This window comes from Rhodococcus sp. WY5 (assembly GCF_018588185.1).
Classification (GTDB): domain Bacteria; phylum Actinomycetota; class Actinomycetes; order Mycobacteriales; family Mycobacteriaceae; genus Rhodococcus_F; species Rhodococcus_F qingshengii.
On record NZ_JAAMPR010000006.1, the window covers coordinates 26,154 to 40,005 of the forward strand.

Below are 13,852 nucleotides of genomic sequence, written 5' to 3' on the forward strand. Positions count from 1 at the left end.
CGCACCACACACCGCACCCGACGTTTGATAGGCAGGAGCATTCAGATTGTGGCGGTCACCGTATTCGCCGCGATCTCGGTATTTCCCGTCGTCTGGATGTTTCGCATGTCGGTCTCTCCTGCCGACGAGGCCGTGCTCGATGGCTTGCAGCTGCTTCCCGAATCCCTAGACCTCGGCAACTTCACCCGCGCTTGGGACCAAGCGAACCTGGGCCAAGCCATGCTCAACGGCGCACTCGTCACCCTTGGCATCCTGGCCGCACAGCTCGTGACGGTCATACCCGCGGCATACGCCTTTGCCAAGCTGCGCTTCCGTGGCCGCGATGCTGCCTTCGCGATCGTGCTCGCGTGCCTCCTGATCCCCACCCAGGCCATCGCGCTTCCGCTCTATCTCGGAATCGGCTCGGTGGGGCTCGCAAACACCTTCGCCGCCCTCGTCCTGCCCTTCACAACGAGCGCCATCGGGATCTTCATGCTCAGGCAATACATGGTCACGATCCCCGACGCACTGCTCGAGGCCGCGAAGGCCGACGGCCTCGGCGTGTTCTCCACCCTGCTGCGTGTCGTCGTCCCGACGTCGATGCCATCGATCGCGGCCTTCTCGGTGCTGTCGATTTTTACGCACTGGAACGACTATCTGTGGCCCTTGTTGGTAGCGCGCGACAGCTCGCTCTACACACCTCCTCTCGCACTATCAGTGTTCCAACAGGCCGAGACAGGCACCTCCTACGGCGAACTTGCCGCGGCAGCCCTGCTCGTGACCCTGCCGATAGTGGTGCTGTTCATCGTGGCCCAACGCAAGTTCGTCAGCGGCATAGCCGGCGGCGAACTCCCGGGCTGACGTCCAACGCCTCGCAAATACCTCCCGTTATCCACCTCCTCACCACCTCTTCATTCCTCCGCACAGATTGTGAGTATCCCCATGCCCGTACCCAGAAGAGCTCTCGCCTTTGGCGCTGGCCTCATTGCCTCCACACTCGCCCTGACCGGCTGCTCGGCCGCCCAGGAGACCGCTCCGAGCGCGCAGGTCGACGTCAGCTCCTGCGATCCGAGCGGCGTCACCATTTCCGCCCAATACGCCAGCCAAGGTCAAGCCGCCGCCGAGCTTGGCAAGGAGACGCTGGAGAAGAAGTACTCAGGCCTAACCGTCAACCTCAAGGCTGCTCCCGAGGGCACCAGCTACGACGAACTCACGCAGCAGGTCGTCGCTGACATCGCCGCTGGATCCCGTCCCGACGTGATCATGCTTGGCCTGGACCAACTCAAATTCTGGGTGGAGAAATACAGCCCACAGGCGATTGACACTGATTCGCTCCGCGACAGTTACGACCGGGACTATCTCAGCGTCGGCACGGTCGACGGTACGACTTACGTCGCTCCTTTCCAGATCTCGGTGCCCGTGCTCTACACGAACACCACCCTCGCCGAGTCCGCTGGCATCGACGCACTGCCGACCACCCACTCTGAAGTCCTCGAGGACGCGCGTGCCATCCAGGAAAAGACGGACGTCTCCACCCCGATCCAGATCCCTCGTGACAACATCGCCTGGTGGTTTGTCCAGGCCTTCGTCGGCAGTGGTGGCGGCACGTTCGTAAACAAGGACGGCACCGCGGGCTTCGACAGCGAGGAAGGGCGGGCAGCGCTCAAGATTTATCAGACCATCGGCGACGAAAAGCTCGAAGACCAGGTGAGCTGGCAAGACTCGATCGCCCAGTTCACGCAGGGAAACGTGGCCTACTTCTTTGCCACGCCCGCCGTGGGCGCGAGCGTGGCTGCCAGCATCGGCGACTCGTTCGACTGGACTATCTCGGACATGCCGATCCCTGACGGCGGCACCGCGAAGCTCCCCGCGGGTGGTAACGGCTGGATGGTGCTCTCCGACGATGCCTGCCGGGCTGCGTTCAGCAACGAGCTGATCGGCGCCATGCTCGACCCTGAGGTCATCCTGACGAGCTCGCTGGCCAATAGCTACATCCCGGTCGACACCGAGGCCAAAGCCGAACTGCTCCAGCGCCCCGAGGCCGACGGCCCGCTCGGCTACGCCTGGCGATACGAGGGCACCCCGGTTGCCGGATCTGGCTGGGCTGGCGAAAACCTTGGACGCACCAACCAGTACCTGCAGGACATGGTGCAGTCGATGGTCGACCAGGGCGAAGACGTCAACGACGTCGTTCCCAGCACCGCCGATCGCATCAGCGCACTCACGAAGTAAACAAACAAAGGAGCACGAACATGTCTGCTGAGGTTTCCCTTCGCCATCTAGTCAAACAATTCGGCGGCGTAACCGCGGTCAACGACGTCTCAATCGAGGTCGCCGCCGGTGAATCCCTCGTCATCCTCGGGCCCTCTGGATCGGGGAAGTCCACCCTGCTTCGCATTGTGGCTGGACTCGAGGCGCTTGACTCCGGCGACGTGCTAATCGGAGGGAAACCCCAGCAGAATCTCCCGCCCCACGAACGCGATGTAGCCATCGTCTTCCAGCACTTCGCGCTCTACCCCCACATGAGCGCGCTCGAGAACATCACCCTCGGCCTTCGGCACGGCCTGGGTCTGGATCGTGCCGCGGCGCGTCAGCGAGGTCTGGAGTTCGCGAAGCGGATGGATATCGAGGATCTACTCGACCGTAAACCCCGGCAAATGTCGGGGGGCCAGCGGCAGCGAGTCGCCCTCGCCCGAGCTCTCGCCCGGCAGGCTCGCTTGGTGCTACTCGACGAGCCCCTGTCCGGGCTCGATGCCCAGCTGCACATCGCGCTGCGCCAGGAAATCGCCGATCTGATGCGGACGACGGGGGCGACGTCGATCCACGTCACGCATGACCAGAGCGATGCCATGGCCTTGGCCGACCGGATTGCCGTGATCAACAAGGGATGCTTCGAGCAGATTGGCACGCCCGATGAAATCTATAACGAGCCGGCGACGGTGTTCGTTGCGGGCTTCATAGGGTCTCCTCCGATGAATCTTCTCCCTGGAACGGCAGTCGATGGCGGCTACCGCACTATCTTCGGTGACGTTGAGGAGCGCACCACCGCCCGAGAGGTGAGGGTCGGAGTGCGTCCGGAGCACGTGCGAATCGACAGCACGGGCCGGTACCATGCGACTGCCATTGTGCACACCACTATCTTCGAAGGTTCCACCCGGATCCTGGAGGTCACGGTCGGCGATGTCAGACTCGCAGTCCGTACCGACCAGAGCGTGCGCGTGCGTCGAGGCGACTCCGTGTCGCTGAGCTTCGGCGACGAGGACGCGCAGCTCTTCGACGCTGAGACCGGCCGCCGCATCGAGCGATCGCTATCGCGTGTCCGCTGAGTCCGGAGGCGCCCTGCTCTGGGACCTCGACGGGACCCTGATCGACAGCGAGCAACGATGGGCGGCCGTCTGCTGGGAGATCGCTGAGGAATCGGGTATTAAAGAGTGGAGGCCGTCACCGGTGGATATCTCCGGTCGTGCTATCCCGATGCTGGCAGGCATGCTGAGGGAACGCGGAGCGGCAGGCACGCTAGGCTCGCTCACCTCGGCACTTACTGAACGGATGCGAACCCTGAATCGCCAGGACGGAGTCCTGTGGCGGCCTGGGGCTCTAGAAATGCTCGAGACTGCGCACCAGAATGGCGTCCGGCAGGCTCTGGTGACGATGTCGCTCGAGATGAATGTCATCGACATCCTGGAACAGCTACCACGACCCTATTTCGCTCAAATCGTGACGGCGAACATGGTGACCAGGCACAAGCCAGTCCCCGATCCGTACGTGCTCGCCCTCAAACGGCTGGATCTGCCCACATCCGGCTCGGTCGCCATCGAGGATTCTCCCGCCGGGCTGCGCAGCGCCTGCGATGCGGGTTTGAACGTGATAGCTGTACCCTGCTCTGGCGCGATCGCGCCGAGTGACGACTACCAAATCTGGGAAACGCTTGCCGCGCGCGGCCTGCCCGACCTCGTGGCCGCGGGACTCGCCGTAGGCTGAGTAGCCACAGCGGAAGCAGATTCCAACATCGGCCCTGCTTTGCTCCACCAGTTCCCGTCGTGCTGAAGAGATGCCTGCTCGTAAATCGACCTTCGGTCGTTCATGTCGTTCGAATTCCAAAAGCAGTGTCAGCGTTCGTCTCGAACTAATTTATCAAGATAGATGATTCTCGGCGCTCGACGCGCTCGCCCGCGAATCATCACCGAAAGCCCAATACGCAATGCCCGAAGCCTCATGCACAGCGGACAGACAGCGGCCGAGGTCTTACGCAGCCTCGGAAGATTCAGAGCGACGTTCTATCGCCCGGCGCCTTGGCTGGGACTTCTGCCGGGTTCAGTCGCGGTTGATGACTCCCTGGTAGCCGATGACGCCAAATAGCGATCACAGAACGCCGCCAATTATTGTTCAAGTCCACAGGCGTACGTCAACTTCAGGAAGGTGTCGAAAAACGATCGATTTTCGACATGTCCACTTAGCTCGTCAGCGCCTCGCCGAGTTTCAATTCAACACCCGTCAGAGAAAAAAGAGGACCCGCTAACGATCTCCAAAAGGATGCATCGCAGGCTGGCTGTACCGCTAAACCCCGGTTCATACGTATATCGCGATTGGCAAGACCGCGAAGGAACTTCCCTCGATGACGGCCGGGAATTCCAGGTCGATCGTCGGCGGCGTCTGCTCGTCGTCTACAGCCTCGTCGTCCGCATCCTCGTCGTTTACAGCTAGGTCGGTTACGGTCTGGGCCGCATTTTCCACATGGTCGGCTAGACCGTCGAAGAGTGTCTGCACCCAGTCTGTATCGAGCCGACGCAGGAATTTGTTTTTGCGCAGGATCGGGGCATCTTCTTCCACTGGGGTGATGACCTTGCCGAGGACCGTGAATTGTCCATCGAGGAGCCGATCTGTGTCCTCGCTGACGAAGTTTCCGGCATCACAGGTGACTACGGCAGTGAGGGTGTCATCAATTGAGCAGTGGAACTCGAGTGTGCTGCTCCGTCGAAAGTCCGTTCGGAGTGTCTCTGCGATGCTGCGGGCCAATGCACTGCGCCGTTCAGCTTCCCGATCAATCTCGGCCCACTGCCCCTTCACTTTTTCCATGTCCCAGTTATCTACGGTGAAGTCGATGGGGGCGGATTGCCTGGCGATGAAATGCGTTACCTGAGAGACTAGTTCCGGCGTGGCCAGATCGAGGAGCGTGCTCAGCGGATCAGGCTGGAAACGACCGGTGAACGTCACCAACTGCCCCGGCTGCACCGATCCGGGACCCAACGTACTCGAGATGTTGTGAATGCGGTCGCCCAAGGCGGCTTGCAACCGGTGAAGATACAAGGCGCCGTCGTAGGAGAGTTGGTAGCGCTGTGTGTGCCCCTGATTCTGGGCGTCTGTTGCGGTTTTGCTGCCACTTCCTCCGAGATTCAGGGAGGCTTCTCCGAACCCAGGGATTCCGCCGCTCAACTGCGCCCCGCCGTCACCTCCACTCTCACGAGACGCCTGGCGTTCGCTGCTGTTTACGAACTCCGCCTCGCCGGTACGAGCGAGACCGTCATTGAGAACAGCTTGCAGGATCCCTCCGATGAAGTCCGCGTTCTGATAGACAATCACGTGAGGGCTGAACGGAACAGACGTATCGGAGGACATGAAACGCATCATGGCACGACTTCACGTGACCAATGGTCTATTCCCTCGTAGATGTCGGCGCTGGCGCTTAATGTCTCAGCCATGCCATCCACAGACTTTGATGCAGCAGACTTACCTTCGGGCACACCTGCATCCAGGTTTTTTCGTTATGTTCGAGGATCAGCCGCCGAGGATGGACATCTCTTTCCCCGCGACGGAGCCTCGATTCCACTACGTCTCCTGATAGACGCATCGACACTCCCGCTGGATCTTTTGAACGATACGGATTTCGTCGACGTAATAAACCGCCCTGAAGTTGAGCCGTATCTGTGCTGGCTGAAGGCTGATCGGGACACCGAATCCGTACGCCTGTGGCGCGACGCGATCCGCGAATTCGCCAGCACGGAAATAGGGTTCGTAGACCTCGAATCCTGCAGTCGGATGGGCGACTCTGTCAGCTTCCGTGCAAAGACGACATTTATCCAAGGCTCGACAATGAGCATTCGGTCGGCAAATTTCTTTCCTGTCTATCAACAACTCGATGAACATGCTCATCCTGACGTCGAGATTACGATGGCAGACCGAATCAGGACTGCCGTTTTCGCAGCGTCAGCGACGTCAATGGAAGCCCATGCCCTGGTCACAGGCATGAAAACTGTTGGCCGTGTCGGGGTCGGAGAGAACGATCTGTTGGCACTCTGCAGTGCGGACGATGCAATCGGGCTCATAGGTCATTACCTTCGAATGACTGGTTCGCGACATTTCAAAATTGCCGACGGTGGTCGTAGAAGCTACACCCTCAAGACCTTGAAAGGTTTCTACAGCACGTGCGTTGAGGTGAACTCGCCGATGGCGCACCTGCTCAACTTCGCTGCCGCACATGTTCTGCAAGACCAAGCAGTAGTGGACGGAACATTCACGATCATCGCGCGGCTGGAACGCGCAGCCCGAGCGGTTGACGAACTTCTCCGTTTCATGACGCGTCTCTCACCGGGTCGTCTCGACGATGACACAGCAGAGGAAATCGCCGAAGCCTTCGACCGTGAATTGCTCTACATTTCTGCTGTTCTCGACAGTTGCGGGAGAATGTTCGCGGCGCGCATTGGTACAGAAGTAGCGTCGAAAGGCCGCTACTCTCTCCAGTCACAGACGACCTTCACGAAGATCATCGACCCGCATTACGGGGATTCACCTTTGCTTGCGCGGTTGCACGAACTTCAACCGATGATGCATTTTGCTCATGAACTACGGAACAAGATTCATGACACCACTCTCCAATCTGTGCACTCCTACTCACGCTCATACGGCGGTAGTAGGTCGGCCACCATCACACTCGATCTGCTTCCGCACACTGTTTCCGATACCCGCGAGCTCGGGATTTACGTACCCCAATCGGACTTTCCGTCCGCCAAGGATCAAGCTGTAGTGGCAGACCTGCCAACTCTGGCCACTGTCTTGTTGAGACGTGCCATGGAATTCGTCAACACCTTCTTGTTCATGATCGCGTCAGAAAAGCCGTCTGCAGCACCGAATGCCGCCAAAGTGTTGGGCGCCATGGCGACCGGGAGCGACCAAGCCCTGACAGTCGGCGAAACCCCCGCGCTCATCGGACGACTCTTCGGATGGGATGTACCGCAGCCCTTCAAGACGTCGGTGGCTTCACTGCATACTTCTCCTGCTAGGCAAGTCTGATATCTGTCGGACCAGCACTTTTCTTCGGCGCCTTTGTCGATACAGAAAACAGAGAACACCAAATTCCGGCTTACCGGACTCTCCTTGAGGTCGTGTCGTCGATGCAGGAAACCACGGGCGCCGATCACGGGCCGTAGTCCTTCATCGCCGTCATCCATAGCTAGAAGACCGTGTCCGATCCCCTCAAGCGGTGAAATGACAGACTGATCCTGTAGATGTACTAACTACACGCCACAGAAACGGACCGACCGGACTATCAACCTTCGGCGCCGCACGGCTTTCACAGAACAGAGGAGGCCTCGGTGCCGAAGAGCTCATCCCTCGGCCTGTCCATCGACGAACTCCAACCGGGAGTCGCCCTCCTCGGCATTCGTCCTGGGCCAGTGACTGTCGTCGCTGCCCCGACTGTGGGACCCGATACCGTTAATCTCGTCTTCCGCGACAGTGACGGCAACTTCGGTGAACGCCTGCTCTACACCGCAGACCTTGAACAACTGAGCCTGCACACCCCCGGCAGTCAGTGGACTTTCGATACGGACGGTACCGACTTCAGACTCGCTGCAGAAGCACTCCGGATCCGAATGGCCGGCCTGCACGATCCGATGCTCGCCGTCTCCTCGAGCGACGTGCAACCGCTGCCCCACCAGCTCCGCGCAGTCTACGGTGAACTCCTTCCCCGTACTCCTCTGCGATTCCTGCTCGCCGACGACCCGGGCGCCGGTAAAACCATCATGGCCGGGCTCTATGCCAAGGAACTTATCCTGCGGGGTGACCTGCAGCGGATGCTGATCATCGCTCCGGGCGGTCTGGTCGAACAGTGGCAGGACGAACTTGCCTCCAAGTTCGGGATAGACACGGAACTGTTGACCAAGGACATGTCCGTCACCGCCAGGGACGGCAACCCGTTCACTCGCCATCCGATGCTCATCGCACGGATGGATCAACTTGCACGTTCGGAGGAACTTCTCGCTCATCTCGAAAACTCCGAATGGGACCTGGTGGTCGTCGACGAGGCCCACCGAATGTCGGCAAGTTGGTGGAGCGGCGAACTCCGCAAGACTCGGCGCTACGAACTGGGGCAACAACTCGGCAGCATCACCCGGCATCTACTGCTGATGACCGCTACGCCACACTCCGGCAGCGAAGAGAACTACCAGGCATTCCTGGCGTTGCTCGATCCAGACCGGTTCGAGGGCCAGTACCGCGAGGGGGTGCACTCCGTCGACACCACTGGTTTGATGCGCCGCATGGTCAAGGAAGAATTGCTGACCTTCGAGGGCAAACCTTTGTTCCCGGAGCGGATCGCCGAGACCGTCCCGTACGAGCTTTCCGAGGGCGAACGCGAACTGTACGAGGCCGTCACTCACTACGTGCGTACAGAGATGAACCGGGCGGACGCATTGAGCGACAGCCCCCGCAAACGCACTGTCGGCTTCGCGTTGACCGTGCTACAACGTCGACTGGCCTCGAGCACCCATGCGATCGTGCGCTCGCTCGAACGTCGTCGCGACAGGTTGCAGACCAAACGTGGCGAAATGCTCGATCCCACCCGCCACAGCCCAACGGTCGAGCACTCCGAATATCTGCTGAGCGAACGCGGCATCGAAGATTTCGACTCCGACGAACTCGACGCAGCAGAGGCAGAGCAACTCGAAGAAGGCGTCGTCGACCTCGCCACCGCAGCACGCACCGCCGCGGAACTACAGATCGAAATCGACCTGCTCGTAGACCTCGTAGACCTTGCTCGACGGGTCCGCGATTCCCGCAAGGACCACAAATGGGAACAACTCCGGTCCCTGCTCATCGACGAGAACCTCCTCAAAGACGAGCACGGCGCCCCCCGCAAACTGATCATCTTCACCGAACACCGCGACACCCTGAACTATCTGACCGATCAAATCCGCAATCAGCTCGGGCGCGACGAGGCGGTCCTGACCATCCACGGCGGCACCAGCCGCCAGCAGCGCCGTCAGGTCCGTGAGCAATTCACCCACGAACCGCACCGTCAGGTCCTGATCGCTACCGATGCAGCTGGTGAAGGCCTAAACCTGCAGGCTGCGCATTTGATGATCAACTACGACCTGCCCTGGAATCCAAACCGACTCGAGCAGCGGTTCGGCCGGATCCACCGTATCGGCCAGCCGCACGTGTGCCGCCTGTGGAACCTGGTGGCCGACGACACCCGCGAAGGCCAGGTCTTCACCCGGCTGCTCTCGAAGATGGAGCAGCAACGCAAGGCTTACGGTGGGCGGCTCTTCGATGTTCTCGGTGAAGCGTTCACCGAGCGTTCCCTGCGTGAGCTATTGATCGAGGCCATCCGGTACGGCGACGACCCTGCCAAACGTGCCGAACTCGACCAGGTAATCGATGCAGAGGTCTCCCACGGACTCGAAGAACTACTCCACGAGCGTGCGCTCGCCCGGGAATCCCTCGATCCGCTCGAGGTGGCCCGGTTGCGGCAGCAGATGGACGAGGCCCGCGCCCGAAAACTGCAACCGCACTACATCAGTGCCTTCTTCCGCGGCGCCTTTGGTCAGCTCGGAGGCCGCATGGCCTCGCGGGAAGCGGACCGATTCCAAATCAGCAACGTGCCCGCCGCGCTGCGGAACCGCCAGATTCCCGGAGCGCATCTGCCGTTGGCTGCGAGTTATGAGCGGGTCACGTTCGAGCCGGACCGGATCGACGTCGACGGTCGTCTCGCGGAATTTCTCGCCCCGGGGCATCCGCTCCTCGACACCGTGCTCGATGCAACCCTAGAACAACATCACGATGCGCTCACTCGTGGTGCAGTCCTCGTCGATTCCACCGATCCCGGCACCACCCCTCGGCTGGTCGTCGCGTTGACCACCGAGATCGTCGACGGACTCGGTACGACGGTCAGCAAACGATTCGCGTTCGTCACCCTTACCCCTGATGGGACCGCTCAGTGGGGTGGTCCGGCACCGTATCTCGATGCCGAACCACTCCCCACAGAGGATGCCGGCGTCGTGGAGGAAGTATTGGCGCAATCGTGGCTGACTGGCGGTGTCGAACAACTTGCCACCAATTGGGCGGTCCAACATGACCAGCCGGAACATCTGCAGGCTGTTCGAGACCGGGTCGAGGCCTACGTCGACAAGACCGTCACCGAGGTACGGCGACGGTTGTCGATGCAGATCAACTATCTCGATGGAGAAGCCGCCCGGCTACGCGACGAGATTGCGGCCGGCAAGAACATCAAACGGTCTGCACTCCGACAAGGTCCGGATCGCCTCGAAGCCCGTGCCCGTGAGCTCGAACATCGGCTCGAGACCAGGTTGAAGCGCCTGACAGCCGAAGGACACTTGGCTGCGAAGCAACCGACTATCGCGGGAGCAGCCTTGATCCTGCCTGCCGGGTTGGTCAGGCCGCTGGCACCGGACACGTTCGCGACCGACACCACCATTGTCGAGCGCCGTGCCGTTGATGCGGTCCTGGCTGCTGAGCGGGCATTGGGCAGGATTCCTGAGGAGATGCCGCACAATAATCCTGGCTACGATATTCGATCGATTACATCGGATGGGCAGACAATCTTCATCGAGGTGAAAGGCCGGATTGCAGGTTCGAGGGATTTCCATATCACCAAGACGGAAGTCCTCACCGGCAAGAACACCAGCCCGAATCATCGCCTCGCGATGGTCTCGGTACATCCGGACGGCGCCCAGGCCGATCAGGTGCGGTATGTACTCGACGCGTTCGCCGGTACCGAAATGACGTTCGAACAAACATATATCGGATTGAGTTGGAACCCCATGTGGGACAAAGGAAGTGCACCACTGTGACCGCTGTTCGCCGCAAATTGATCGAAGTAGCTCTACCTCTGGAGGCGATCAACAAGGAATCTGCTCGAGAAAAATCCATTCGACGAGGACATCCATCGACACTGCATTTGTGGTGGGCTCGACGCCCACTAGCAGCGGCACGGGCCATTTTGTTCTCCCAATTGGTTGATGATCCATCCTCTCATCCCGAGGAGTTCCCCACCCAAGAGGAACAGAAGCACGAACGTGAGCGCCTACACGGGATTATTGAACGGTTGGTCGTATGGGAAAATATTCGAGATAAGAAACTTCTCGATGAGGCCTACGCCGAAATATTGAAGTCGACCGGTGGTAACCCACCCGCCATCCTTGACCCTTTCGCCGGTGGCGGCACCATCCCATTGGAGGCCCAACGTCTCGGTCTGGAATCCCACGCGTCCGACCTCAATCCAGTCGCAGTATTAATTAACAAGGCACTAATCGAGATTCCGCCTAAGTTTCGCGGAAGCAAACCCGTATATCCTGGAATTAATGAATCTCAGATTCGATCATGGTTCGGCGCTGAAGGTCTCGCTACTGACGTTCAGGCCTACGGAGAATTAATGAAGAGTGAGGCCGAGAAGCTCATCGGCCACTACTATCCAAAAGCAACCTTGTCCGACGGATCCAAGGCCCAAGTTGTTGCATGGCTCTGGGCGCGCACTGTCACGTGCCCGAACCCACAGTGCGGAATAGCATTACCCCTGGTCCGCTCTTGGTGGCTCGCAAAGAAGGCAGGAAAAGAAGCCTACGTAATTCCAACTGTTTCCGACCGCAGGGTGAAGTTCGAAATAGGACATGGGCTGGCTGGGTCCCCTACTCCAGAAACCGATGGGACTGTAGGCCGAACCGGCGCGACATGCATCGGATGCGGATCGGCGGTGGATTTGAAATACATTAGGGCGGAGGGACGTTCCGGACGAATGGGTGCCCAATTAATGGCAACCGTTGCCGATGGCAACCGGACACGAATCTACCTGAAACCGACATCAGAACACGAATCTGCGGCAAAAATTGCAACTCCGCTTGATGTACCCGACGGAGAACTTGCGGAGAATCCCAGAGATTTTAAGACACCAAATTATGGCCTGACCAAGTTTTCCGATTTGTTTACTCCTCGGCAGCTTACCGCTTTGACAACCTTCAGCGACTTAATTCCAATTATCCGAGAACGCGTGTTTGTCGATGCACTGGAATCTGGAATGCCTGCTGGTGAACGATTGGAATCAAATGGCCACGGGGCGTCAGCCTACGCCGATGCCGTTGCAACATACCTGGGATTCGGGATTAGCCGCCTTGCCGATATAGCGAATTCGCTATGTGCCTGGGAAAATTCAAAATCTCAGGTACGACATGTTTTTACGCGCCAAGCAATACCGATGGTTTGGGATTACGCCGAAGCGCCTCCCTTCGGGAAGGCTGCCGGCGCTTATGAGGTCAGCTTAGGAAGCCTTGTAAAGGCAATAGTCGACACAGGCGGACCCGAGGGACAGGTAGCACAAGCAGATGCATCGTCGCGAAACCTATCAGGTCTTCTCATTTCTACGGACCCGCCGTACTACGACAATATTGGGTACTCCGACCTATCCGACTTTTTTTACGTCTGGCTTCGACGGTCACTCCGGCCAATTCACCCGAATCTCCTAGGAACGATGCTCGTGCCCAAAGCAGAAGAACTTGTGGCAAACCCCTATCGTCACGGAGGTAAGGCGGGAGCGCACAAGTTCTTCGAAGATGGATTCCGTGAGGTGTTTCGAAATGCTCGTGAAACTGCGCTCCCCGATTTTCCTATCACCGTATATTACGCGTTTAAGCAGCAAGAAGTTACTGAACAAGGTGAAGCTTCTACCGGATGGGAAACCCTCTTAGAGGGCATGATCCGTTCAGGATGGGCTATAACTGCAACCTGGCCGATGCGCAGCGAACTCAGTAACCGTATGATCTCTCAGGGCACAAATGCACTTGCGTCTTCCATCGTCCTAGCTCTGCGACCGCGGAAAGAGAACGCGCGAACCACAGACCGCCGGGGATTCATCGCTGCACTACAGGCGGAATTGCCGCAGGCACTGCGGGAACTACAGTTAGGGGCGATCGCTCCTGTTGACCTACCTCAGGCCGCTATCGGTCCCGGAATGTCTGTTTTTTCGCGGTATGCAGGGGTAATCGAATCTGACGGATCAAAGATGCGAGTGAGGTCAGCGTTGGCGCGGATCAATGAAGTCCTCGACGAGGTGCTATCCGAACAGGAAGGTGATTTCGACCCGACCACGCGGTTCGCGATCGCATGGTATCGCCAGCATGGATACATGACCGGGAAGTTCGGCGATGCGGATAACATGGCACGGGCACGGAATGCCTCAATGGATGTTCTGGATCGCGCCGGCATACTGAGTAGTCGAGCGGGTAAGGTGACGCTTATAACTCCGCCAGATCTTCCGGAAAAATATGACCCGATCAACGACCCCGATATCAGCGTTTGGGAAGTTTTGCATCATATGATCCGGGTTCTTGATTCCGAAGGATTGTCCGCGGCAGGCGCTTTTCTCGCTCGCGTCGATAAGCGCACGGGTAACGAAATCGAGCTGGATTTGGTCAAAGAGCTTGCGTTCCTGCTCTTTTCGATTGCAGACAGCAATAAATGGACAAAAGATGCTATCGCATTTAACAGCATTGCCACCTCGTGGAGCGAAACCGTCACGATTTCTAGGCAAGTTGAACCGTCCGATGGCGAGCAATCGGCCTTTGACTTCGAAGACGAGGACTAACGA

General features: G+C 59.0%; 8 protein-coding genes. 7 read left to right on the forward strand and 1 reads right to left on the reverse strand.

The features are described from left to right. The first annotated feature begins 48 nt into the window (after positions 1-48). From G4D79_RS33755 to G4D79_RS33770, 4 genes are all read left to right on the forward strand, one after another. A complete protein-coding gene (locus G4D79_RS33755; RefSeq protein ID WP_228179087.1) occupies positions 49-840 on the forward strand; it encodes a carbohydrate ABC transporter permease in 792 nt (263 codons plus the stop codon). A gap of 81 nt (positions 841-921) precedes the next feature. Beyond that, positions 922-2,211, forward strand: coding sequence for an ABC transporter substrate-binding protein (locus tag G4D79_RS33760; RefSeq protein WP_158505496.1), 1,290 nt, complete (start codon positions 922-924; stop codon positions 2,209-2,211). 20 nt (positions 2,212-2,231) lie between these two features. Then, positions 2,232-3,305 carry an ABC transporter ATP-binding protein gene (locus G4D79_RS33765; RefSeq protein WP_045245710.1) on the forward strand — a complete coding sequence of 358 codons (1,074 nt, stop codon included), beginning with the start codon at positions 2,232-2,234 and terminating at the stop codon, positions 3,303-3,305. Next, positions 3,295-3,960, forward strand: coding sequence for an HAD family phosphatase (locus tag G4D79_RS33770; RefSeq protein ID WP_214514734.1), 666 nt, complete (start codon positions 3,295-3,297; stop codon positions 3,958-3,960). The genes G4D79_RS33765 and G4D79_RS33770 overlap by 11 nt, the downstream gene beginning before the upstream one ends. A 588-nt stretch (positions 3,961-4,548) precedes the next feature. On the opposite strand, the gene G4D79_RS33775 is transcribed toward G4D79_RS33770, so the two are convergent. Next, positions 4,549-5,595: a hypothetical protein gene (locus tag G4D79_RS33775; protein ID WP_214515002.1), complete on the reverse strand. Its 1,047-nt coding sequence runs from the start codon at positions 5,593-5,595 to the stop codon at positions 4,549-4,551. 51 nt (positions 5,596-5,646) lie between these two features. Here G4D79_RS33775 and G4D79_RS33780 point away from each other — a divergent pair, with 51 nt between their 5' ends. The 3 genes from G4D79_RS33780 to G4D79_RS33790 all read left to right on the forward strand — a co-directional run bounded on the left by G4D79_RS33780 (position 5,647) and on the right by G4D79_RS33790 (position 13,849). After that, complete coding sequence (locus G4D79_RS33780) at positions 5,647-7,266, forward strand: hypothetical protein (protein WP_214515003.1); 1,620 nt, start codon at positions 5,647-5,649, stop codon at positions 7,264-7,266. A gap of 302 nt (positions 7,267-7,568) precedes the next feature. Continuing rightward, entirely contained in the window at positions 7,569-11,066 is a 3,498-nt protein-coding gene (locus G4D79_RS33785; protein WP_308252634.1) for a helicase-related protein, read from the forward strand. Continuing rightward, entirely contained in the window at positions 11,063-13,849 is a 2,787-nt protein-coding gene (locus G4D79_RS33790) for a DUF1156 domain-containing protein (protein ID WP_214515004.1), read from the forward strand. The genes G4D79_RS33785 and G4D79_RS33790 overlap by 4 nt, the downstream gene beginning before the upstream one ends. Positions 13,850-13,852 lie beyond the last annotated feature (3 nt).